The 22,696-nt window shown below is 60.9% G+C and carries 19 protein-coding genes; 6 read left to right on the top strand and 13 right to left on the bottom strand.

The window, feature by feature from the left end; translation table 11 throughout:
- Positions 1-24 precede the first annotated feature (24 nt).
- The 7 genes from ACO1VH_RS06025 to ACO1VH_RS05995 form a co-directional block, all read right to left on the bottom strand.
- The gene (locus ACO1VH_RS06025; protein ID WP_486243446.1) at positions 25-1,329 is read right to left on the bottom strand and encodes a type II and III secretion system protein family protein; all 1,305 of its coding nucleotides are present in this window, start codon (positions 1,327-1,329) and stop codon (positions 25-27) included.
- Positions 1,330-1,397: 68 nt separating this feature from the next.
- On the bottom strand, positions 1,398-2,315 hold the full coding sequence (gene cpaB / locus ACO1VH_RS06020) for a Flp pilus assembly protein CpaB (RefSeq protein WP_486243444.1): 918 nt from the start codon (positions 2,313-2,315) through the stop codon (positions 1,398-1,400).
- Between the two features lie 40 nt (positions 2,316-2,355).
- Positions 2,356-2,895, bottom strand: a complete 540-nt coding sequence (locus ACO1VH_RS06015; protein ID WP_486243442.1) for a TadE/TadG family type IV pilus assembly protein — start codon at positions 2,893-2,895, stop codon at positions 2,356-2,358.
- A 25-nt stretch (positions 2,896-2,920) separates the two neighbouring features.
- Positions 2,921-3,415, bottom strand: coding sequence for an A24 family peptidase (locus ACO1VH_RS06010; protein WP_486243440.1), 495 nt, complete (start codon positions 3,413-3,415; stop codon positions 2,921-2,923).
- 80 nt (positions 3,416-3,495) lie between these two features.
- Positions 3,496-3,684, bottom strand: coding sequence for a Flp family type IVb pilin (locus ACO1VH_RS06005; protein WP_486243438.1), 189 nt, complete (start codon positions 3,682-3,684; stop codon positions 3,496-3,498).
- A 166-nt stretch (positions 3,685-3,850) separates the two neighbouring features.
- Positions 3,851-5,542, bottom strand: a complete 1,692-nt coding sequence (locus ACO1VH_RS06000) for a ShlB/FhaC/HecB family hemolysin secretion/activation protein (RefSeq protein ID WP_486243436.1) — start codon at positions 5,540-5,542, stop codon at positions 3,851-3,853.
- Positions 5,543-5,902: 360 nt separating this feature from the next.
- Positions 5,903-7,315 carry a collagen-like triple helix repeat-containing protein gene (locus ACO1VH_RS05995; RefSeq protein WP_486243434.1) on the bottom strand — a complete coding sequence of 471 codons (1,413 nt, stop codon included), beginning with the start codon at positions 7,313-7,315 and terminating at the stop codon, positions 5,903-5,905.
- A 322-nt stretch (positions 7,316-7,637) separates the two neighbouring features.
- On the opposite strand from ACO1VH_RS05995, the gene ACO1VH_RS05990 reads away from it, so the two are divergent.
- From ACO1VH_RS05990 to ACO1VH_RS05980, 3 genes are all read left to right on the top strand, one after another.
- Positions 7,638-8,303: a CoA pyrophosphatase gene (locus ACO1VH_RS05990; protein ID WP_486243432.1), complete on the top strand. Its 666-nt coding sequence runs from the start codon at positions 7,638-7,640 to the stop codon at positions 8,301-8,303.
- 137 nt (positions 8,304-8,440) lie between these two features.
- A complete protein-coding gene (locus ACO1VH_RS05985) occupies positions 8,441-9,397 on the top strand; it encodes a CobD/CbiB family protein (RefSeq protein WP_486243430.1) in 957 nt (318 codons plus the stop codon).
- A 259-nt stretch (positions 9,398-9,656) separates the two neighbouring features.
- Positions 9,657-12,530, top strand: a complete 2,874-nt coding sequence (locus tag ACO1VH_RS05980; RefSeq protein ID WP_486243428.1) for a bifunctional diguanylate cyclase/phosphodiesterase — start codon at positions 9,657-9,659, stop codon at positions 12,528-12,530.
- Between the two features lie 21 nt (positions 12,531-12,551).
- Here the strand turns inward: ACO1VH_RS05980 and ACO1VH_RS05975 are convergent, their stop codons facing one another.
- Positions 12,552-13,931: a glycosyltransferase family protein gene (locus ACO1VH_RS05975; protein ID WP_486243426.1), complete on the bottom strand. Its 1,380-nt coding sequence runs from the start codon at positions 13,929-13,931 to the stop codon at positions 12,552-12,554.
- Positions 13,928-14,974: a HEAT repeat domain-containing protein gene (locus ACO1VH_RS05970; protein WP_486243424.1), complete on the bottom strand. Its 1,047-nt coding sequence runs from the start codon at positions 14,972-14,974 to the stop codon at positions 13,928-13,930. The genes ACO1VH_RS05975 and ACO1VH_RS05970 overlap by 4 nt, the downstream gene beginning before the upstream one ends.
- A gap of 278 nt (positions 14,975-15,252) precedes the next feature.
- On the opposite strand from ACO1VH_RS05970, the gene dacB reads away from it, so the two are divergent.
- Together dacB and ggt are read left to right on the top strand one after the other, a co-directional pair.
- Complete coding sequence (gene dacB / locus ACO1VH_RS05965; RefSeq protein WP_486243624.1) at positions 15,253-16,617, top strand: D-alanyl-D-alanine carboxypeptidase/D-alanyl-D-alanine endopeptidase; 1,365 nt, start codon at positions 15,253-15,255, stop codon at positions 16,615-16,617.
- Positions 16,618-17,028: 411 nt separating this feature from the next.
- Positions 17,029-18,630: a gamma-glutamyltransferase gene (gene ggt / locus ACO1VH_RS05960; RefSeq protein ID WP_486243622.1), complete on the top strand. Its 1,602-nt coding sequence runs from the start codon at positions 17,029-17,031 to the stop codon at positions 18,628-18,630.
- A gap of 143 nt (positions 18,631-18,773) precedes the next feature.
- On the opposite strand, the gene ACO1VH_RS05955 is transcribed toward ggt, so the two are convergent.
- Genes ACO1VH_RS05955 through ACO1VH_RS05945 form a run of 3 tightly spaced genes read right to left on the bottom strand, consistent with a single transcriptional unit; the run spans position 18,774 to position 20,795 of the window.
- Complete coding sequence (locus ACO1VH_RS05955) at positions 18,774-19,289, bottom strand: TPM domain-containing protein (RefSeq protein ID WP_486243422.1); 516 nt, start codon at positions 19,287-19,289, stop codon at positions 18,774-18,776.
- The gene (locus tag ACO1VH_RS05950; RefSeq protein WP_486243620.1) at positions 19,289-20,161 is read right to left on the bottom strand and encodes a TPM domain-containing protein; all 873 of its coding nucleotides are present in this window, start codon (positions 20,159-20,161) and stop codon (positions 19,289-19,291) included. Before ACO1VH_RS05950 ends, ACO1VH_RS05955 begins: the two co-directional genes overlap by 1 nt.
- A gap of 40 nt (positions 20,162-20,201) precedes the next feature.
- Complete coding sequence (locus ACO1VH_RS05945) at positions 20,202-20,795, bottom strand: LemA family protein (RefSeq protein WP_486243421.1); 594 nt, start codon at positions 20,793-20,795, stop codon at positions 20,202-20,204.
- 266 nt (positions 20,796-21,061) lie between these two features.
- Here ACO1VH_RS05945 and pyrF point away from each other — a divergent pair, with 266 nt between their 5' ends.
- Entirely contained in the window at positions 21,062-21,877 is an 816-nt protein-coding gene (gene pyrF, locus ACO1VH_RS05940) for an orotidine-5'-phosphate decarboxylase (protein WP_486243419.1), read from the top strand.
- A 327-nt stretch (positions 21,878-22,204) separates the two neighbouring features.
- Here the strand turns inward: pyrF and ACO1VH_RS05935 are convergent, their stop codons facing one another.
- Positions 22,205-22,693 carry a CinA family protein gene (locus ACO1VH_RS05935; RefSeq protein WP_486243417.1) on the bottom strand — a complete coding sequence of 163 codons (489 nt, stop codon included), beginning with the start codon at positions 22,691-22,693 and terminating at the stop codon, positions 22,205-22,207.
- Positions 22,694-22,696 lie beyond the last annotated feature (3 nt).

Genomic DNA, 22,696 nt, shown 5'->3' with positions numbered 1-22,696 from the left:
CATCGGTTGCAATCTCCCTCTGCCTTATTTCGAAAAACCGGGAAGGTCTTCGTTGCCGGCCTTGCCCATCAGGTAATAGCTCCAAGCATTGGCGGGTGTGTCGCGTTTTTCCGTGCTGCCCGGTAGCGCGAGCTGTACGCCTTTGGCGATGGGCTTGACGAGACGCGGCGTGACGATGATGACGAGTTCCTTTTCATCCTGCGTATAGTTCATGCTGCGGAAGAAGGCGCCGATGATGGGCAGGTCGCCCAGCAGCGGAATCTTGCTGGCGTTGGATTTCGTTGTGCGCGAGACGAGCCCGCCGATGATGAAGCTTTCGCCGTCGCCGAGTTCGAGCGTGGTTTCCGCGCGGCGCGTGGTGATGGCGGGAATCAGCATGTCGTTGACGTTCAGCGCGTTCAGATAATCGATGTCGCTGGCTTCGGGTGCGACCTTCAGCGCGATGCGATTGGCGGCCAGCACGGTCGGCGTGACGGTCAATCCGATACCGAACGGCTTGAAGACGATGGTGGTGGTGCCCAGTCCGCCCGATTGCGGAATCGGCAGTTCGCCGCCGGCGAGGAAACTGGCGCTTTGCCCGGATAGCGCGGTCAGCGACGGTTGCGCCAGCACGCGGGCCAGGCCGTTTTCCTCGATCAGTTTCAGTTTGGCGTCGACGCTGGAACTGCCGAGCAGATTGAAGGCCTGTGCTTCCGGCGTCTGGGTGCCGGGCAGCAGCAGTGAAGTAAACGTGTTCAGCCCGAAGCTGAAGACGGCACCGCGATCCTGCCGATAAAGGAAATCGAAGCCGGTTTCCTTCAGCACCTTCTTGCTGAATTCGACGATCTTGACGTCTATCTGCACAACACCGCCGACACCGACGGTGGAAGTATCGAGCAACTTGTCCGCGCCGACCGCGTTGGCGGCAACCGCCGTCGTACCGGCATGCGACAGCAGCGATGGCGCTTCGCCGCGGATCAGCGCGTTGCCGTCGCCGATCTGCAGTTCGGCGCCCGATTTCGGCAACTGGCTTTGCAGCTGGCTTTGCACTGTGACGTGCCAGGATTTTTCGACACCGTTGCGCGGCCAGGCCGTCACGACGGTGCGGCCGGGTTTCTTGCCGACGATGAGCACGCTGCCCGGCTTGCGCGCGCTACCGCGCAGAACGACGACATCGGCGACTTCCGGATCGGCAACCGCGATACGCTCCAGATCGGCCGGTATCTGCAGCGGGCGCTGTTCACGCACGCTGATCGTCAGATCGGCCGCAGAGCCTTCAGCCGCTGATGAGAAAACAGGAGTAAAGAACAGAAGTCCTGCCGTTGCTGCCATCGCGCGAAATATCTTCATTGCTGCGTCTCGTTTCTTTCATGACGTTGACGGGAATGACCGGTATTGCGATGAACCTGCGAAGCGTTTCAGAAGTTGACGCTCTCCCTCTGCGCGCCGCGAATGACTTCGAGCTTGCCGGATGCCGGTGCGGCATTTGCGGTCTTGCGCGGTGCGGAATGGTTGTCGCGCGCGCCCTTGCCGTCGGCCCAGCTGGAGAGATCGACACCGGCGAAAGCACGGTTGTCGGCGCTCAGTTCGGCGCGATTTTCCGTGGGCGACAGTACGCTGCGTGGCTGCGGGAACAGTGCGGTATCGGCGGTGCCTGCGTCGCCAGGGTGGCGCAGCGCCAGCGTCAGCTTGCCGTTTTGCATGGCGAGCAGCAGAGGGTTGATCTGTTCCATGCCGGCGGCCAGCACGGCGGTGCGGGCTTGGGTAGATGGCGTGGAAGATGGTGTGGATAGTGTGCTTTTGGAAGGCGGTTCGCCGACTACTGCCGCGCCATAGGCAAGCACGCGCATGCGAGATGCCAGCAGACGGGCCTGGCCGTGTTCGACGTTGGCACCTTGTTTCAGCGTGAAGAAGACGTCGACGTAATCGCCGGGCTGGACCTTGTTGCCAACGCCGATCGTTTCGTCTACCGGGATGGCGATCGCACGTTCACCTTCGGTCAGTTTGAGCGCAAGGCCATGCACCAGGCCGGCGTCGGTGATGAAGGCGTCGGCTTCGATGTCGTCCATCGGCAGGCGGCCGACGACATCTGCGACATTTTGGTAGGTGCCGCTCATCTGCATCGGCGTGGCGGCCAGCTTGACGTCTTCCATCGCGATCGGCTGCCCTTTTTCGAGCTTGCGTGCGGCGACGACGGTCAGATAGGTAGGCACTTCGACTTGCGCAATGGCTGGATTGGTGACGACGGGTTTGCGTCCCATCCACCATGCCGCTGCGGCAAGCAGCACGGCCAGCACCATCAGGATCGCTGCGACGATTTTCGTCAGTCTGTTCATGGTTGCGCGCTTTCTTTATCGGAAGAATAGACAGCAATCATCAGTCGATCTGCACGACGGCCGTGCTGGACAACTGTTCGGGAACGACGACACCCATCAGCGGGCCGATGAGCAGCGGGACCAATGGGTTGGTGCGATAGTCGGGGTAGGTGACGGTGACGCGATAGCAGCGGCTCGTGCCGGCGGAGTACGGGCAGCTTTCCAGCAGCGCGCCATCGAAATACAGCCGATCGGCCAGCCAGGCAGCGGCGCTGCCGGTACCGATGGCGGCGTTTTGCGCGTTGTCGTTGCGCGCTGCGTCGGTTGCCGCGAACCGTAGTGCGGCTCTCGCTCCCTCTTCTGCCGCCAGCGTGATCGATTGCTGGGCGACCATGATCAGGCCGTAGGTCACGATCGCGTAGAAAATCATGAAGAAGAGCGGAAAGACAACGGCGAATTCAATGGCTGCGCCGCCGGCCTGGTTGAACGGAAGACGGCGGAACGAATGGCACAAGGGAATGGCACGGCAGGAGATACGGGGCGGAACCGGCAGATTGGATGATGTCGGTATTGCTTTGCCATGGCATGCCGCGTTCTTCATTGCGTCTCTCCGGTCGGTTTTTCCTTCAGGCGGTGGCGACGAGGGCTGCGCAGGCGAGATAGGCAGCGTAGGGAATGCCTTTTCTGCCGGATCGATGTTGCACCATGCGTTGATAGAAGCGGCTGTCGGCGATCTTGTGAGCCAGTTGCCCCAGCGCGGGCAGATCCGCGGTGATGCCATGCCGCCATGCAAGCCACGCCGCGGCATGCAGACCGGCCATCAGGCTGGCGACCAGCCAGGTGATTGCGAGATATTTGATTCCGAGCAGGAAGCCGAGCAGCGTGAAGAATTTCACGTCACCGGCACCCATCGCTCGCAGCAGGTATAGGGGCAGGAAGACGGCGAATGCGATCGAGCCGCCGATTACCGATTGCCAGACGTCGATGCCGGCAAAACCTTTTCCCATCGTCATCAGGGATAGGGCATGTAATCCCAAAGCCAGCAGCAGAATGCTGTTGGGAACACGACGATACATGATGTCGTAAGCGGCAATGGCAATGCATAAAGAGACGAACAGCATGATTTCGATCTCCTGGTGAGAGGGCGCCATAGAAGAAAGTGCGTATCTTCTATGGAGCACTTTGTCTTCGTGTTGAAGTTTTATTCTGCTGGTGGCGATATGGCTTCTTGTAGCGCGGTCGCAATATTGTCGAAAATTGTTCCCAATGCTTCGCCAATGTCAGTGGCGCCAGCGATGATTGCGATGGCAATCAGTCCTGCGATCAAGCCATATTCAATAGCTGTCGCACCTTCTTCGTCTTTTAAGAACTGGATGATCTGATTTTTCATGGCATTTCTCCTTAAGGTAAGGACCGACGGTTTTCACTACCTCATATCCGGATGAAAACGCATGGTTCTTCTCGCAGTTCTTCCGGTTTCCCGAGCGAAGCAGCCTGCCATTGACAGTCTCTGCGATCAGTAAAACTACTTATCCAACATAGTCCATCGCCTGCAGTCATTCAAACTGATATGCATACGAAAGATTCAATCGCGGCTCGCGCCGGCTCGCATTGACCGGAATCTCTCCTATCGGTTGGGCGATGGACAGGTCCAGTGAGTAGTGCATCTGGTCGGTAAAGCGCACGCCGAAGCCGACCGAAGCGATCTCGTCGTGCGATAGCGTGTAGTTGTTGACATAGACGCGGGCGGCATCGGCCATTACATAGGGCTGGATCTGCTTCAGATAGGTGCCGTCGTAGGCAAAGACGCGATTGAATTCGAGCGAGAAGCCCCAGCCTTTGTCACCGGCAATCTCGCCGGCCGGATAGGCCAGGCCGAACAGGCGGCCGCCGAAGCCGATCTGTTCCGACAGCGCCAGCACGTCGCCGCTGTATTGCGCCATGCCGCTGAAGACAGTGCCGACATGTTCGGTCAGCTGGCGGCTCAGCGAAAAGCTGCCGCGCAGGCGGGTGAAGTCCAGGTCAACGTCACTGTTGAGACGATCGGCACCCATGCCGTCGATGCCCTGAAACAGGCCGAGCGACCATTGCGCGGTGGTTCTTTTCATCGCTTCCGCACCATTCAGTTCGATACTGATGGCGCGGATATCGGCACGCTGTTCGATGGTGGGTTGCGTAGACGGCACCGATCGCGAATAGCGGGTAGTGTTCTTGACGGCATAGACGCCACCGTTGATCGTCAGCGTGCGGCTTTGCGCCAGGATCAGCGGATAGCTGAGATTTGCGCTGACGCGCTGCGTTTCAGTCCGATAGCGTTCGTTAAACTGCAGCGGCACGAGATCGCGGTTTTTCGGTTGCGCCTCGTAGCGCGACAGGTTCACTTGCAGCAGCATGCCCTGATAGCGTATCGGTTGCGCGTAATTGACGCTGTAGTACTCCTCTTTCGACGGGCCGCGCGGCGCCAGTGTGCTGGCACTGATCTGTTCGCCCAGCGGCGACAGCGCGTTGGCGCTGACGTTGAGCACGCCGCGCAGATTGCCGGTGGAGCTGTCGATGCCGACTGCGGCAGCGATCGGTGTGCGGTGCACATCCAGCACCATTTCCGATGCGCCGTCGGTGGTCAGCGGCGGCTTCACGGTGGCCTTGATGCGCATGCCGGGCTGCAGGCCGAGGATGCCGGTGATGCGGTCGAAGCTTTTCTGCGTGAGCGGCCGATCGGTCTTAAGTTGTTCGGCGATCTTGCGCAGACGCGCTTCCGAGGCGCCGACATTGCCGTGGATCTTCACCGTCTCGACATAACCTTCGACGACATTGATGAGAACGACGTTGTCCTTGAAGCTTTGGTCCGGCACGAAGGCGAACGACAGCGGATAGCCTTTTTCGCGGTAGAGATGACTGACCTTTTCGGCGGCACGCAGCAATTCGGCAACCGTGACTTCGCGATTGGTGAGTCCGGCAAATTCGGCGGCGACGACGTCGAAGGGAAGGGCGTTGACGCCTGCGATGCGGAACCGCGACGGCGTGATGCGGCTGTTGAGCAGGCGCTGCATCGCCGGGTCTTGCCCGGGCGTCTGGATATCGGTGACGACGGGCTGCGCAGGTGCAGCCTCAAGTTTGGGAAGGGTATCGAGCGGGTTGCCCTGGCCCGGACTGCGGGCATCGGCTGCCAGCGCATCGGCGATGAAGGCCGACTGGCAGAAGGCGGCACCGGCGCAGATTGCGATCCACCCTTTGATGCAGTGTTGCATACGTCCCCTTTGTCCGACATTGATGGCGAAACAGCCAACTTCTTGCCAGTAACTCAAGTGCGCATAAAACCTGCCAACTGCCGGCTACTTTTCCCATGAATATGGTTGTAACCGTTGCTTTGGAGAATGAAGTTCCCTTGCCGTTCTGAAAATCCCATGAATATGGGATTTCTGGAAAAAGTTGCCGATTTCGTTTCTATTTCTTCGTTTTTTTCTTCTTCTATCGGCGCCGGGGAAACGGCATTTTCCTTGTCAGGATTTTTCCGTAATGCGTTGTTGTTTTTTTGTATGCTGCGATCACGCTATTCGAAAAGTCGTATCCGACCCTCCGGAGAACGAGGGAGGGATACGACGCGGCGCTCATTTTTGTCCGAGCAAGCCGCCTACCAGCGAGGTAACCGGAGCGAGCAGTACAGGTTTGGTGGTACCGCCAGTCGTGCTTCCTGTCACGCCGCCGACAACGCTACCGACGACGTTGGTCACGGGTGCCAGCAGGTTGCCGCCAGTGCCACTGCCTGTACCACCGACAATTGCGCCAACCGTATTGGTGACCGGCGCAAGGATGTTGCCGGTCGCGCCGCCGTTGGGCAGGCCACCGATGCCGCCCAGCGTGCCGCCGACGACGGTATGGAGCGTGCCGGTAACCGGCGCCAGCAACGTGAGGCCGCCATTCTCGCCGCCCGGCAGTCCACCGCCGACATTGCCGACGATCGTGTGCACGGCATTGGTGACGGGCGACAGCAGGTTGCCGCCGTTGCCTCCACCTACGCCGCCGACGATTGCGCCGACCGTATTGGTGACGGGTGCGAGGATGTTGCCGGTGCCGCCGTCAGGCAGACCGCCGATACCATCCAGTTTACCCAGTGCGCCAGTGATCGGTGCAAGCAAGCCGCCCAAGCCGTTCGGATTGCCGCTTGCACCTTCAGGCTGCAGCAGAATGCCGGCCAGGGCGATGGTGCTGCCGGCTGCTTCGATGATGTTGTCCGTCCGCTCGACGACGGGGATGCCGCTTGCACCGACCTGTTCGCCAGTGCGGACGACCTGGCCGCCCAGCGTGACCAGCAGATTATTGACCGGCTGGCCGAGTCCGGTCTTGACGCCGATGTCGCGCGTCAGCGTGGTGACCCGGCTGGTCAGTGGAACGATCAGGTTGCTGGTGGTTTGTGTGATTTGTTCGACGGGGCCGGTCGACAAGGCTTTCGTCAACGGTACCGACAGATCCGAAACCGTCGTGCCGACCTTGGTCACGAGTCCGCCGACCGGTTCAGTGACGGGAGCCAGCGCCGACAGCTGGCCGGTGCCGAGATTAGTCACCAGCTGGCCTGCACTCTGGACGGTTACGCCGGTCTGGTCGACGACGTTGCCGGTGTTGGCAACCGTGATGCCGACCGGATCCTTGACGATGCCCATCTGGCCGAGACCGTCGCCGATGCCGGCGCCCAGCGTCGAGACGATGCCGCCGGTCTCAGTAACGACTTGGCCCAGATCGTTCTGGGTCTGATCCGGCACGATCGGCAGGTTCATGGCGGTGATCGTGTCGCCAAGCTCGGAAACCGTGTCGCCGGTAGCAGTAACGATATTGGAGGTGCTGTCGAGCGTTTTGCCGGTCGGCGTCGCCGATAGCGTGGTGACTCCACCACCGCCACCGCTGCCGCCGCCGTCGCTGCCACCGAGACCGGCACTCGTTGAGCCGCTGCCGCTTGCGCAACCGGCGAGCGTCAGGACGGCCGTCAAGGCCAGGATGCTTGAAACGCCGTTGTGGAAGGTGTTCATTTTCGTCTCCTCGTTCAATTCGAAAATCAAAAAATTCGGAACCCCGCACTTTCCATAGGGCAAACGACGTGCCAGCTGGAAAAACGGAACGAGTGAGACGGAGGAGGTTTTTTTATTTCATTTGAAATCAATGACTTGTGCGATATTTTTGGCGCGCACGGCAAATTTGCGAACGCTCGGGTAACATCGCGAAACGTTACGCGTAACGTAACGAGGGGAACAAAATGTTCCGATTTGTCCGGTTGGCGGGCTTGGCCATGCCGCCGCTTGAGTCAGATTTGCTCCAGAATTTTTCTAGATTTTTAGCAAGCAGGAATAGAACTTGGCCAGACTGCATTTCGATCCGGAAGCCTTGCCGGTGGATTCGCTGGGAGGAGAAACGGCGGTTTCTCCGGAACGATTGACGGCTGACGCATTGCGCAGCCGTTTTGCCGACCAGCGCGAATGGACGCCCGAGATTACCGTGGAGCGTCTGGTGCGCCCAATGGAAAGGCCGCTGACCGATGCGGCCGTGCTGGTGCCCATCGTGCAGCGCGAGAGCGGCCCGACGCTGTTGCTGACGCAGCGTACTGCGCATCTGCATGATCATGCGGGACAGATCAGCTTTCCCGGCGGCCGTGTGGAAACGACCGATGCTTCTCCGGTCGATACCGCCTTACGTGAGACCGAAGAAGAGACCGGACTGGATCGTCGCCACATCGAAGTGATCGGCAGCCTGCCCGATTACTGCACCGGCACCGGGTTTCGCGTGATGCCGATCGTCGGCCTTGTCCAGCCGCCGTTCGATCTGCATCCCGATTCCTTCGAAGTCGCCGAAATCTTCGAGGTGCCGTTGTCTTTCCTGATGGACGGCATGCATCACCAGCGTCGTACCGCCGAATTCCAGACCGGCCGCCGCACTTTCTACGCAATGCCTTACCAGCGCTATTTCATCTGGGGAGCGACTGCCGGCATGTTGCGTAATCTCTTCCACTATCTGCGCGCATAAAGTTGCCTTGTAGTTTGCCTGGCGCCTGATGGCCCGGCGGAGAGGCGGTCGCAGCCATGCGTACGCTGTGTGCGGTTTCATTGCTTCCGTGGAAGCGCTGCGTTATCGTATGGGCTCACTGACAGTCAGGGACGCCGATGACATTTTTCTCCATATTCTTCGCCTTGTTGATCGAGCAGTTGAAGCCGCTGCGTGCGGACAATCCTGTCTACGCCGGTGCGCGTGCGCTGGCTGCACGGCTGGAAGCGTCGTTCAACGCGGGGCAGGCGCAGCATGGACGCCTGGCGTGGGGATTGATGATCGCTGCCTTCACGGTGCCGGTCGCCGTGCTGTACTGGATTACGCTCAAGATGGGGCCGCTGTTCGTGCTGCTGCTCAACATCGCGGTCGTCTACCTGACGCTGGGTTTTCGCCATTACAGCCATTTCTTCACGTCGATCCAGCTGGCGCTGAACAGCGGCGACGAAGCCACGGCGCGTTCGCTGCTGGGCGAATGGACCAAGCGCGACACCGCCGGCATGGAAGCCAGCGAGGTGGCGCGTATCGCGGTGGAGCAGGCATTGGTGACGACGCATCGTAACGTGTTCGGCGTGTTTTTCTGGGTGCTGACGCCGCTGGGACCGATCGGCGCCGTCATGTATCGCGTGGCCGAATATCTGGCGCGCATCTGGAACGAGCCGCGCACGGCAGAGCGCGAAGAGTTCGGCCGTTTCGCTGCCAAGGCTTTTTACCTGATTGACTGGATTCCGGTGCGGTTGACCGCGGCGGCGTTCGCGGTGGTCGGCAATTTCGAGGATGCGATCTATGCCTGGCGCAATTTCGCCGGACGCTGGCAGGACGAGGCGGTCGGCATCATTCTGTCGGCGGGCGGCGGTGCGATGGGCATTCGTCTGGGCGCGCCGGTCGAAAATGCGGCTGACGTGATTCCGGCCGATGCGACGACCGTCGATTCGGTCAACATCGAGACAGAAACGCCTTTCGGCGAGGAAGCATCCGGGCGGGCATTGCAAAGCACGGTGGGCCTGGTCTGGCGGGCGCTGTTGTTGTGGATGCTGTTGGTCCTGCTGCTGTCGATCGCTACATGGCTGGGATAGCGTAGAACAGGAGAAGGCGCGCCGATGGCGCGCTTTTTTATTTGACGACTTGATGATGGTTGTTGTGCACTGAAAGCGTGCGCAAAGGCGGAACTGTTGTATCGACGCCATTCGCGAGCGGACAGCGCCGATCTTTGCTTATCAGCGAAGGGGAATTAAGTTACCCTGTGGAAATATTTTGCGGTCGAAAATCCTGTCGACCGTTTACCATCGTCGGCCGTCCCGACGCCAGAAACGGTACCGCATAGGGAATTCATCGATGCGCAGTCGTCCACTCTTTTCCCTGTCGATGGCAGCCGTGCTGACGCTCATTCTGGGCGTGTTCATCAGCGCGGTCCTGTTTGCCTCGCTGCGGCGGCTGGAGCACGACAACGCCGACATCGAATTCCGCCAGCACGCCAAGCTGCACGTCGCCGCCATCCAGAAGAGCCTGGACAATTCGATGCGCGTGCTGGTCGACATCAACCAGTTGTTCGTCGCCTTCGGCGATGTCAGCCGCGAACAGTTCAGGCTGTTCGCCGAACCGCTGCTGGCGCGCAACCCCACCATCCAGGCGCTGAATTACCAGCGTCTCGTCTATGAAACCGATCGCGCGGCGTATGAAGCAGCGATGCGGGAACAGTTCCCCGGGTTTGCGATTACGGAAAAGATCAACGGCGTGCTGACGCCGGCGCGACCGCGGGATCGTTACCGCGTGGTCGACTACATCGAACCGATGCAGGGCAATGAAGCGGCCTTTGGATTCGATGCCGATTCCTACGATATGCAGCAGGAAGCGATGCAGCGCGCCATCGATACCGGTGAGCCATCGGCTACCGGGCTATTTCAGTTGTTGCAGGAGCGCGGCACCCAGAGAGGATTCATCGTACTGATGCCGGTTTACCGGCATGGCGCCATGCTGACCGATGCGCCATCGCGCCGTGCGGCCGTGATCGGCTTTGCCGCGGCTGTGTTTCGCAGCGGCGACCTGATCGCCAAGGCGCTGACGACCGAGAATCCCCGCACCCTATCGCTGGCGGAGCGCAACATCGATATCAACGTCAATGTCGGTGCATTGCTCAATCCGGTTTGGGACGAACAGAGCCTGATCTACGGCACCGGCAAATTGCCGCCGATCGAGAAATCCGCATTCGGCTGGCTGCTGTACGACCAGCCGCAACCGTATCGGCAGGTCTTCCAGATCGCCGGCAAAACCTGGCGCGTCGAAGTCGCCACGCCGCCGGCATTGTTTACCAAGCGCAGCAGCAACGCGTTGTGGGCGCTGCTGGCCGCACTATTGTTCAGCGGCGGCACGGCGTTCTGCATGCAAGTCATGGCCAATCGCTCGCGGCGCATCCAGAAGCTGGTCGATGAACGCACGTTGCAGCTGCGTTCGGTCAATGAAGACCTGATTGCCGATATCGCCGCGCGCAAGCGCACCGAACAGGCGCTGCAGTTGCGCCAGCGTGCAATCGAGGCCAGCGCCAATGCCATCATCATCACCAGCGCGACGGCGCCCGACTATGCGATCGAATACGTGAATCCGGCATTCGAACGCATCACCGGCTACGCGGCCAGTGAAGTCATCGGCCGCAATCTCGGCCTGCTGTGGGAGAAGGACAGGGAACAGTCGGGCATCAAGGAAATCCGCGGCTGCACGCTTGAGCAGCGCGAAGGCCATGCGGTGTTGCGCAACTATCGCAAGGATGGCGCGATGTTCTGGAGCGATCTGTACATTGCGCCGGTGCGCGACGATGCCGGCAATGTCGGCCACTACGTGGTTGCGCAATACGACATCACCTCCACCAAGCGTTATGAATCCGAACTCGAATTCCAGACCAACCGCGATGCGCTGACTGGACTGGCCAATCGCAACTTGCTGCGCGACCGTCTGGGGCAGGCGATTTCATACGCCTATCGCTACGGGCATCCGATCTGGGTGCTGTTCGTCGATCTCGACCGCTTCAAGTTCATCAACGATACGCTAGGGCATCAGGCCGGCGATGTGTTGCTGAAAGCCGTTGCCGAACGCGTGCAATCGTCGGTGCGCGATACCGACACGGTGGCGCGCATGGGCGGCGACGAATTCGTGCTGGTGCTGCCCGAGCGTACCGATGCGGGACTGTCGACCGGCATCGTCAAGCGCATCATGGACGCGATTGCGCAGCCGCTGACGATCGAGGGGCATGAATTCTTCATCAGCTGCAGCGTCGGCGTTTCCGTCTATCCGTCCGACGGCGCCACGCCCGAGGAACTGATCAAGCATGCGGACGTGGCGATGTATCGTGCCAAGGAAACCGGCCGCAACAACTTCCAGTTCTACACGTCCGAGATGAACGAACGCGCGCTGGAGCGATTGCGCATCGAGGGCGATCTGCGCAATGCACTGGAGCGCAACGAGTTCGTGCTGTACTACCAGCCGCAGGTCGATCTGCGCACGCGCGAGATTGTCGGCGTCGAGGCGCTGATCCGCTGGCAGCATCCGGAGCTCGGCATGGTGCCGCCGATGCGCTTCATCGGCTTGGCCGAGGAGACGGGACTGATCGTGCCGATCGGCGCATGGGCCATCCGCGAAGCCTGCCGCCAAGGCAGGCAATGGCAGAAGGAAGGGCTCGGGCATCCGCGCGTGGCGGTCAACCTGTCGGCGCGGCAGTTCACCCAGCAGGATCTGGTGGAATGCGTGGCGGCGGCGCTGAAGGAAAGCGGGCTGGCGGCGGAATATCTGGAGATTGAACTGACCGAAAGCCTGGTCATGGCCGATGTCGACCATGCGATCGGTATTCTGCGTGAACTGAAAGCACTGGGCGTTCAGCTGTCGATCGACGATTTCGGCACCGGCTATTCCAGCTTGTCGTACCTGAAACGTTTCCCGATCGACGTGTTGAAGATCGATCGTTCCTTCGTCAACGACATCACGATCGATCCGGACGATGCCGCCATCGTCGCATCGATTATTTCACTGGCGCACAGCTTGCGCCTGCAGGTCATCGCGGAAGGTGTGGAAACCATCGAGCAGCTTGGTTATCTGCGCAAGCACGAATGCGATCAGATCCAGGGCTATTTCTTCAGCCGCCCGATTCCGGCCGAGGCGATGGGCCGCATGCTGCAGGACGGCCGGCGTCTGCAGGCGGAAAACGCAGGAACTCTGATCTGAACGACAGGAAGGATCGCGGCGTCAGCCGGCCTTCGTATCTTGCGGACGCAGCATCGCCAGCGCGCGGCAGCCGACATCCAGTTGTGCATAACCAAAATTGAACAGCACGGCAGACAGCGCCAGCACCGCCGCATCGCTACCGGCCGGATAGCTGTGCAACGCCATGTCTTCCAGCAGGACGCTGGATAGCGACAGCAGAATTCCGAATCCGATCGCCACAGTCAGGAAAGCGCAGAACACCGACATCGGCAGCAGGCCGAAGACCAACGCGACCAGCATGAACAGATAACCGAACGTTTCGATCAGCGGCCCCCATGCTTCGCACAGCAGCGTGAACGGATAGGCCAGCCAGCCGGCCAGACCGGCACACATCGGTGGCCAGCGACGATTGCGGTGCAAGGTATCGGACAGGCCTTGCTGCCACGCCGATCGCTGCTGCGACCAGTCCGGCCATGATGCAGCGACCGCGCGTGCGCAGACCGGTTCGGCAACGAAGCGCAGGCCATGTTGCCTGCCTTGCGTTCGCAGCGTGCGTTGCAGGCGAAGAATCAGCTCCGCCTGCGGATCGACCGCAGTCGCATCGTAGCCGCCTGCCTGCATCGCTGCATCGATGCGCAACAGAGCCAGTGCAGAAGGCGCGTGCGGCATCGCATTGCAGACCGACCAGCCGAGCGGCGCGCACAGCGCGCTGCGCAGCAGTTCGACGACCTGCAGGCGCGGCAACCAGCGGCGTGGCAGGGGCAGCCTGTCGAAGAGCAGGCCTTCCGTAATCGCGGCATCGTTGGCGGCATGCAGCGCTGCTACGGTGGCGACGATGCCGCTTTCGTTGATGAAGGGCGCTGCCAGCCGCTGCAGACAGTCGCGGCGTAGCAGCATGCCGGTATCGACGCTGCAGTACAGCGGATGGCGCGCGGCGTTGATGCCGGCGTTCAGCGCATCGGCCAGGCCGCCGGTCTGCTTGTCGACGATGCGCAGATTGCGGTGGCGCGTCGAACGATGGATGCCGCGAATCGCCTGCGTCGGAATGCGCATGCGGTAGGTTTCGGGAAACGGATGCAGATCGAAGGCGTGCGTCAGCGCAGCCATCGTGGCGCCGCCGTCGCCATCGGTATCGGTATCGTGGATGACGATGAGCTCGTACGCCGCATGTTCCATCTGCAGCAATGCACGCACGGCGGCGACGGTCGCATCCTTTTCTGTCCCTTGCAGCGGCAGCAGAATGCTGATCGGCTGTTCCAGTCCCGAGTGCAGTTGTGGCAGGTCGGCCAGCAGCCGTTCCCGTTCGATGTCGCGCAGCTTGCGTATGGACAGCAGGTTCAGCAGGATATTGCCGGTGCGTGACAGCAGGAAATAGGCGAGGATGGCGGATGCCAGCCAGCTTGCCCAGAGATGCGCGCTCATGCTGCATCCTTTTCCGCGAGCGCCTGCGCCAGCATGTCGCGGGCAAAGCGGTCAGCCAGGTTGTCGCGCAGCATTTCGGCTTCGACGCGTCCGAAGGAAGGCATGCCGACCAGCGCCTGCGCGGTGCGATAGCGAACCCACCATTCGGCATCGGCCAGCAGCGGTACCAGCCGGTTGACATCCGTTTCTTCGCCGAGACGTCCGACAACCTTGGCAGCCTGCAGGCGGACGCGCCAGTCGCCGTGCTGCAGTAGAGGACGTACTTGCGGCAGCATTTCCGCATCGTGGATGGTGCGCAGCGCCGCGGTAACGGTTTCCATGTCGTCCCGTGCCAGCAAGGAAGCGAGGGCGGCAGGTGGCGGTGACAGATGCAACGCTTCCAGCAATCTCAGCGTGCGCGGCAGATGTTCTGCAGTACGCTCGGCCGCGGCGGTGAGCAAGGCCGGCGCGAACGCATTCTGTGCTGATTGCAGAATGGCGGCGATCTGTACGATCGACCAGTCGGTGCGTGCCAGCAGCAGCGGTGTCAATTCGGCGGCTGTCGTATCGGCATCGATGCGGATCAGTGCGTGGAAGGCGTGCAGCGAGGTGATGCTGTCGGCGGCCAGCGTCTGCGTGGTCAGCGCTTCGCGCGCAATCTGGTCGCACAGATGGCCGAGCGCGATGGTCGCCAGCAGGCATTCGGCGCGGCTGCCGTGACGCAGCATGTGTCGTGCGAAACGGTCGCAACCGATGGCGCGGGCGACGTCGATCAGGTTGTGCGCCGTCTCTCCTGCGGCGTCGCGCATCAGGCTGTTCCATAGGTTCAGGAAGGGCACGCGTTCGTCGGCGGCCAGTGCGGGCAATTGCGGAGGAACGGAAGAGGTGAGTGCGTTCAGCAGCAGCGGACGCCAGACGGCGAGAAAGTCCTGTTCCCTGCGCCGCTTTTTTTGCTGCGCGATGCGCAGCGTACCGGCCGCCAGTATCAGCAGCAGTGCCAGACCGAATGCGATGCCGTCGATCCAGCCGATGGCGCGCACCAGCGGTTCGTAAGCTGGAATCACGTCAGCATCCCGCCGGCAAAGTGTGCAGATGGATGCAAAGACGGCAGTGCGAAAGAACGGATGTCGGCATGCGGTTCCTTGATGTCTGGTCTGTTGCGTTCGGGCATTCCATTGTAATGCGGTTTGCTGCGCGTTCCGCCATGTGCCGGATGCCTGTGGACAGGTGATCGGGCAGGCGATGCGATCCCCATGCAATAATTCCGGCACTGTCCATTCAGCCTGCCGCCATGCGAATCGCCAAATATTTTTCCTGCCTCTGCATTCTGTTTCTTTCGCTTATGTCGTCGGTGTCGGCTCAACGCCTGCCGGCCGCCGTGACCGATGCGCTCAATCGCAGCGCGATTCCGCTGCAGGCTGTGGGCGTGTATGTGCAGCAGGTGACGGGTGCGGCGCCGATGCTGACATTGAATGCCGAAGCCGGCTTCAATCCCGCTTCGACGATGAAGCTGGTGACGAGCAATGCGGCACTCGATCTGCTCGGCCCTGCATTCACCTGGAAGACGGGTGTGTATGCGACCGGTACGCAGGACGGCGACGTGCTGAACGGCGACCTGATCATCAAGGGCAGCGGCGATCCCAAACTGGTGACGGAAAAATTCTGGCAACTGCTGCGGCAGGTGCGCGCATCCGGCATTCGCGAGATACGCGGCAATCTGGTGCTGGATCGCAGCGTGTTTGCTTCCATGCCCTACGATCCGGCGCGCTTCGACGATGAGCCGGCGAAACCGTATAACGCAGGCCCCGATGCGCTGCTGCTGAACTACAAGGTGCTGGCGCTGCATTTCCTGCCGCAGCCCATGCATCTGGCTGTTGCCGTGCAGACCGATCCGCCGGTGGCTGGCATGCCGATTGCCGCGCCGGTATTGTCGAACGGACCGTGCGGTGACTGGCAATCGGGGTTGAATGCACAACTCGATAACGGCAGCTTGCGCTTCGATGGCAGCTATCCGTCTTCCTGCGGCGAAAAGACCTGGTATCTGCATCCGTACGGACTGAGCAGTACCGAGTACTTCGGCCGCGTGTTCCGCGAACTGTGGCGCGAGTCCGGCGGCGTGTTCTCGGGTGCGGTAACGGAAGGCGTGACGCCGGCAGAGGCGCGTCTGGTCGCTGAATGGCAATCGCCGTCGCTGCCGGAAGTCGTGCGCGACATCAACAAGTACAGCAACAACGTGATGGCGCGTCAGCTGCTGCTGACGATCGCAGCGGAAACCGGCAACCTGCCGGCGACGCCGGAGGCGGCCGCCGTGGTCGTCAAGGGCTGGCTGGATCACAAGGGCATCGATACCGCCAAGCTGGTGATCGAAAACGGATCGGGCCTGTCGCGCATCGAGCAAGTCACGCCGGCGATGATGGGACGCATGCTGACGGCGGCCTTCCGCTCGCCGGTAATGCCGGAATTGATGGCGTCGATGCCGGTGGTCGGACTGGACGGCACGATGCGCAAGCGCCTGGTGGACGATACGGTGGCCGGCCACGCGCATATCAAGACCGGTTCGCTGGATGGCGTGCGCGCAGTGGCCGGCTACGTGCTGGCAGCATCCGGGCGACGCTATGTGGTGGTCTGCATCATCAACGACATTCATGCCGCAGGCGGGCAGGCGGCCCAGGACGCGCTGCTGCAGTGGGTGTACGAAAAAGGCTAGGCCTGCTGAGGCCGGCAATGGGGCGGGACGTCTTTGTGCCGCCTTCGTGCCGGTTTTGTGCTCTTCGTGTCATCTGCCTGCTGCGGCCGCCGTATTGCCTACGATATCGCCTGCGATATTGCCTGCGATATTACCTGCACGTAACGTCGACAAAAAATCTCCCAACGTTGTTCTTTTTGGTGATATCTTTTTGCTCGATCTGACATGTTACAAATGTGTTAGATCGAAAAAATAATAAATCAATAATTAAATCGATATCAGGAGAAGACAGTGATCAAGGCATCGTTTTGCACGCGCCTGGCTGGCGCCATCTTGTTGAGTGGCGCATATTCCGCAGCCGGGGCATTCGAAATTACCGGGAAGTATTGCGACACCCCTTCCCGCTGCATCAACCCGGCGACCACGCAGGGCATGGTGACCACCTCCAACTATCTGGCGACCCAGGCCGGACTGCAGATCCTGCGCGACGGCGGCAACGCCATCGACGCGGCGATTGCGGCGGCGGCCACGCTGGCCGTGGTCTATCCGCAGATGACGACCATCGGCGGCGACAACTTCTGGCTGATCTACAACGCCAAGACCGGCGAAATGCGCGCGCTGAACGCCAGCGGTCGTTCGGGCGAAAAGGCCACCATCGATTTCTATAAGCAGAAAGGACTGGAAAAGATCCCGGCGCGCGGCTATCTGGCCGCCAACACGGTGCCCGGCGTGATTTCCGGCTGGGACGAGGCATATCGCTACGGCCAGAAATCGATGGGCGGCAAGGTCAAATGGCCGCAACTGCTGAACAGCGCGATCGGCTATGCGGAGAACGGCTTTGCCGTCACGCCGTCGCTGGAAAAATGGAGCAAGATCAACGTCAATCCGGCCGATCAGGAATTCCGCAACCTGCAGCGTTTCGACGGTTTCAAGCACACGTATCTGAAGCCGGACGGCAGCATCTATCACGTCGGCGAAGTGCTCAAGCAGCCGGAACTGGCAGGCACGTTGCGCACCATCGCCAGCGACGGCGCGAAAGCGTTCTACCAGGGCGCGATCGCCAGGAAGATCGTGGACGAATTGCAGCAAAACGGCGGCTTGCTGACGATGAAGGATTTTTCTTCGCACAAGGCCGATTGGGTCACGCCGCTGAAAGTGAACTATCGCGATACCGTGGCCTACAATCTGCCGCCGAATACGCAGGGCATGGCTTCGCTGGAAATCCTGAACGTGCTGAACAATTTCGACGTGAAGAAACTGGGTGAAGGCACGGCCGACTACTACCACCTGATCATCGAGGCGACCAAGGAAGCCTTCGCCGATCGCGACAAGTATCTGACCGATCCTGCCTTCAACAAGATTCCGCTCGATTTCCTGCTGTCGCAGCAGCACGGCACGGATCAGGCCAAGCGCATCCAGATGGCGCATGCCGCGACCTCTGTCCAGCCGCTCGATCCGAAAGGCGACACGATCTGGCTGGGCGTGGTGGACAAGGACGGCAATGCCGTCTCGCTGATCCAGAGCGTCTATCACGATTTCGGTTCCGGCATCGTGCCGAAAGGCACCGGCGTGCTGTTGCAGAACCGCGGCAGCTTCTTCTCGCTGGACAAGAACCACGTCAATCACCTGGAACCGCGCAAGCGCACTTTCCATACGCTGAACCCGGCGATGCTGACGAAGAACGGCAAGCCGCTGCTGGTCTACGGCACGATGGGCGGCGAAGGCCAGCCGCAGACGCAGGCAGCGATCGTCACGCGCATCGTCGACTTCGGTATGTCGCCGCAGGATGCGATCAACGGTCCGCGCTGGCTGCATGGCCGTACCTGGGGCGCGGCATCGAACGATCTGAAAGTCGAGGGACGCGTGCCTTCGGCCGTCACGGATGAACTGAAGAAGCGCGGTCATCCGATCAACGTGGTCGACGACTACACGGATACGATGGGGCATGCAGGCGCGATCTGGATCGATCCGGCTTCGAAGGTGCGTTACGGCGCCACCGATCCGCGCGGCGACGGTCAGGCAGCGGGCTACTGATTCATACTGACAAAGAAAAAGCCGGCAGCTTGTTGAAGCTGCCGGCTTTTTTCATGTGCATCATGCATTACTTTGCATTGCGCGCTTCTTTACCGCATACGCTGCATGCGCATGAAGTTGTGCGCTTTAAAAACGTCGTGCCGCTAAAGCAGGATGGGTTTGTCCGACAACTGGTTGGACGGCGCCTCGGTTGCTTGCGAAGCGGTTTCCGGGAAATGCGTGCGCAATAGTGCGTTCAGCTGCTTCAATCCGGCGATTGCACTGTCGTGATACATGCGCTGCGCGAAACCGTCGGTCATCGTGCGGCAGACGGCTTGCCATCCGTCAGGCGGCACGCAACGCGCGATGCCGCGGTCGGCGATGATCTCGACCTGATGGTCGGCGAGATTGATGTAGATCAGCACGCCGCAGTTTTCTTCCGTGTCCCAGATGCCGTACAGCGTGAACAGTTCACGTGCGCGCTGGCGTGACGTCATGCCGTTCCAGGATGCGGCCAGGTCGAGCGCCGGTTCGACGATCAGGCGCACTTCGGCGCGATGCTGGGTTTCGCCTTCGGCAATGGCAGCCTGGATGGCTTTCAGCGTCTCGACGGGAAACGCCTTGTTGCCGGTGCGTCGATTCGTTGCCAGGTGTCGTAGTGTGCGCGTCAGTCTGTTCATCACCAGTTCCCCGAAGCGCCGCCACCGTCGAAGCCGCCTCCGCCGCCGGAAAAACCACCGCCGCCGCCGAATCCGCCGCCAAAGCCGCCCCCACCACCAAAGCCGCCGTCGAATCCTCCCGGTGGACGGCGTCCGTAATGATTGCCGATTGCGCTGCCGAGGATGACGCCGGCGGCATTGCCCCAGTCGTCGCTGCGATGTCCGCGCCGCCCGACACCGCGTCCACCGCGGCTGCGCCACAACGTGATGAAGATCAGCACGGCAAAGAAGACGAAGGGCGCGATGCCGAAACCTTCATCTTCTGCATGGCGCTGCTGCTTGTCCGGTGCGGGAAAGGCTTCCTTGTCGAGCAGACTGGTGATGACGGAAACGCCCGATGCCAGCCCGCCGTAATAATCGCCCTGGCGAAAGTGCGGTGCGATCACGTCCTGCAGGATGCGTTTGGATTGCGCATCGGTCAGCACGCCCTGCACGCCGCGGCCGGTTTCGATGCGCAGGCGGCCCGATGCGGCCGAATTGTTCTTGGCTACCAGCAGGATCACGCCGTCGTCTATGCCCTTGCGGCCGAGCTTCCATGCATCGGCGACGCGAATACTGTATTGCTCGATGGTTTCCGGTTCGGTGCGATCGACCAGCAGGATCGCGATCTGGCTGCCGGTACGCTGTTCGTATTCGGCCAGCACGTTTTCCAGCGTGGTGCGCTGGCCGATGTTGAGCATGCCGACTTGGTCGGTGACGCGCGCGTTCAGCGGCGGCACCGACTGCAGCACTTGCGCTGCAGCCAGCGTGCCCTGCAATGCGAAGAAAACAGCCAGCAGCAGGCCGGTCAGGAAACCGGGCGATAAGTGCAGCCGCAGCAGCCAGCCCGGCATCGCATTGCGCATCGTCGCATCACCTCTCATCGGATGACGATCACTTGTCGAAATTGACGGCCGGCGGCGCCGAGATCGCTTTTTCGTTCTCGACCGTGAACGATGGCTTGACCGCGTAGCCGAACACCTTCGCCGTCAGATTGGTCGGGAAGCTGCGCGCCAGCACGTTGTATTCCTGTACCGCTGCGATGTAGCGCTGGCGGGCGACGGTGATGCGGTTCTCCGTGCCTTCCAGTTGCGACTGCAGATCGCGGAAGCTGGTGTCGGCCTTCAGTTGCGGATAGTTTTCCGAGATCGCCATCAGGCGCGACAGCGCGGACGACAGCTCGCCCTGTACCTGCTGGAAGCGGGCGAAAGCCTGCGGATCGTTCAGCACTTCCGGCGTGACCTGGAAGCTGGTGGCGGCAGCGCGCGCCTTCGTCACGGATTCCAGCGTTTCGCGCTCGTGCGAGGCGTAGCCCTTGACGGTGTTGACCAGGTTGGGGATCAGATCGGCGCGGCGCTGGTACTGGTTGACGACTTCGCTCCATGCAGCCTTGGTCGCTTCGTCCTTGGCCTGAAAGTCGTTATAGCCGCAGGCGGTGAGCATGGACGCCAGTACTGCCATCGTCAGCCACTTGAATAGTTTTGCCATTGCGTTTCTCCGTGGAATGAGGGGTTTGAACTGCATGCCATGTGCTGCCGCCGTCAGGGATTTCAATGGCGCCGGTGACGAAAAGATAACATGACAGCGCTACGGTGCCATCCGTCAGGTGCAATCGGGCAGGCGTAATCCATGCCGTGCTGCGTGGTACGCGCGGTACAATACGCATCGCGGCAATCTGCCGCACATTTCGACCGTATCGACCACGTATCGACCATATTCCAGCCGCATTCCGGCATTCAGCAAGAGATCCAGCCGTGACCTTCATCGAGAAATTATCCGCCGCATGGCAAGACCGTCGTTCGCAACTGTGCATCGGGCTCGATCCCGATCCGGCGAAGTTCCCCGGCCAGATGCAGGGAAAAAGCGATGCGATCTTCGCCTTCTGCAAGGAGATCATCGATGCGACGGCCGATCTGGTCTGCGCATTCAAGCCGCAGATCGCCTACTTCGCTGCGCTGCGTGCCGAAGACCAGCTGGAGGAAATCTGCACCTATCTGAAGAAGCGCCATCCGCAGTTGCCTATCGTGCTGGACGCCAAGCGCGGCGACATCGGTGCAACCGCCGAGCAGTATGCACGCGAAGCGTTCGAGCGTTACGGCGCCGATGCGGTCACCGTCAATCCGTACATGGGTTTCGATTCGGTGCAGCCGTATCTGGAATGGAAGGATCGCGGCGTTATCGTGCTGTGCCGCACGTCCAATGCCGGCGGCTCCGACCTGCAGTTCCTGAACGCGGACGGCAAACCCTTGTACCAGCACGTGGCGGCGATGGTCGCGAACAAGTGGAACACCAACGGCCAGTGCGGTCTGGTGGTCGGCGCGACCTTTCCGAACGAACTGGCGCAGGTGCGCGAAATCGTCGGCGACATGCCCTTGCTGATTCCGGGCATCGGTGCGCAGGGTGGCGACATCAAGGCCACGGTGGAAGCCGGCCGCACGAAGGCCGGCACCGGCATGATGATCAATTCGTCGCGTGCCATCCTGTATGCGAAGAGTGAAGGCGGCGAACCGTTCGCGCAAGCTTCGCGTCGCGTCGCACTGGAAACGCGCGACGCAATCAATCGTTATTGAATGAAGAGCGATTGAATCATCATCGCGGCAGTTGATCTGCCATGTTCATGGGATGGGAAAAGGAAGCGGTGCTCGGCATACTGCCGCCACGCAATAATTTTCCTTCTCCCCATGGATTACCTGATCGAAAAACATCCGGCCAAGACGATGGCCGCCGTCCTGCTTCTCGGCGTATCCACGCTGGTTTTTCTGTTCTGATCTTCAGCTTCGATTTCTAATTCTGATTTTCGGCTCTGGTTTTTAGCCGATTCATTGTCGATGACGCAGACGCCGGATGCGATGCATCCCGCTTCAGTTCATTTCCGGTTCGTCTTCGATTCAGCTTTTTCAGTTCGTTCCATCCAGCAGCGCCATCAGGCCGCGCAATGCATGAATGATTGATTGCGTGCGTACTGCATGGCGATCGCCGTCGAATAGCATCTTCTCTGTACGTACCGATTTACCGTGTGCCCAGCCGAACCAGACGGTGCCGACCGGCTTGCCGGGCACCGCGCCGCCTGGACCAGCGATGCCGGTGGTGGAGAGCGATACCGTCGCGCGACTGTTGCGCAGCGTGCCTTCGCACATGGCCGCAGCGGTTTCCGCGCTGACCGCGCCATGCCGTTCCAGCACATTCGCCGGTACGCCGAGCAGCGCCATTTTTGCGGCATTCGAATAGGTGACGAAACCGCAGTCGAACCATTCGGAGGAACCGGCGATTTCCGTGATGGCCTGGGCGACGCCGCCACCGGTGCAGGATTCGGCCGTGGCGAGCACGAGGCCGCGCTCCTTCAGTTTTTGTCCTGCCAATGCCGCCAGTGTCAGCAGTTCATCCATCGC

Source organism: Oxalicibacterium sp., assembly GCF_057353965.1.
Note: the sequence above shows the minus strand (reverse complement) of the source record. Positions and strands in the feature narration are given on the sequence as shown.

What these genes read in the sequence shown, in the direction of transcription:
- ACO1VH_RS06025 (WP_486243446.1), bottom strand. Translation starts at nt 1,329, where the DNA reads ATGAAGATATTTCGCGCGATGGCAGCAACGGCAGGACTTCTGTTCTTT.
- cpaB (WP_486243444.1), bottom strand. Translation starts at nt 2,315, where the DNA reads ATGAACAGACTGACGAAAATCGTCGCAGCGATCCTGATGGTGCTGGCC.
- ACO1VH_RS06015 (WP_486243442.1), bottom strand. Translation starts at nt 2,895, where the DNA reads ATGAAGAACGCGGCATGCCATGGCAAAGCAATACCGACATCATCCAAT.
- ACO1VH_RS06010 (WP_486243440.1), bottom strand. Translation starts at nt 3,415, where the DNA reads ATGCTGTTCGTCTCTTTATGCATTGCCATTGCCGCTTACGACATCATG.
- ACO1VH_RS06005 (WP_486243438.1), bottom strand. Translation starts at nt 3,684, where the DNA reads ATGAAAAATCAGATCATCCAGTTCTTAAAAGACGAAGAAGGTGCGACA.
- ACO1VH_RS06000 (WP_486243436.1), bottom strand. Translation starts at nt 5,542, where the DNA reads ATGCAACACTGCATCAAAGGGTGGATCGCAATCTGCGCCGGTGCCGCC.
- ACO1VH_RS05995 (WP_486243434.1), bottom strand. Translation starts at nt 7,315, where the DNA reads ATGAACACCTTCCACAACGGCGTTTCAAGCATCCTGGCCTTGACGGCC.
- ACO1VH_RS05985 (WP_486243430.1), top strand. Translation starts at nt 8,441, where the DNA reads ATGACATTTTTCTCCATATTCTTCGCCTTGTTGATCGAGCAGTTGAAG.
- ACO1VH_RS05980 (WP_486243428.1), top strand. Translation starts at nt 9,657, where the DNA reads ATGCGCAGTCGTCCACTCTTTTCCCTGTCGATGGCAGCCGTGCTGACG.
- ACO1VH_RS05975 (WP_486243426.1), bottom strand. Translation starts at nt 13,931, where the DNA reads ATGAGCGCGCATCTCTGGGCAAGCTGGCTGGCATCCGCCATCCTCGCC.
- dacB (WP_486243624.1), top strand. Translation starts at nt 15,253, where the DNA reads ATGTCGTCGGTGTCGGCTCAACGCCTGCCGGCCGCCGTGACCGATGCG.
- ggt (WP_486243622.1), top strand. Translation starts at nt 17,029, where the DNA reads ATGGTGACCACCTCCAACTATCTGGCGACCCAGGCCGGACTGCAGATC.
- ACO1VH_RS05955 (WP_486243422.1), bottom strand. Translation starts at nt 19,289, where the DNA reads ATGAACAGACTGACGCGCACACTACGACACCTGGCAACGAATCGACGC.
- ACO1VH_RS05950 (WP_486243620.1), bottom strand. Translation starts at nt 20,161, where the DNA reads ATGCCGGGCTGGCTGCTGCGGCTGCACTTATCGCCCGGTTTCCTGACC.
- ACO1VH_RS05945 (WP_486243421.1), bottom strand. Translation starts at nt 20,795, where the DNA reads ATGGCAAAACTATTCAAGTGGCTGACGATGGCAGTACTGGCGTCCATG.
- ACO1VH_RS05935 (WP_486243417.1), bottom strand. Translation starts at nt 22,693, where the DNA reads ATGGATGAACTGCTGACACTGGCGGCATTGGCAGGACAAAAACTGAAG.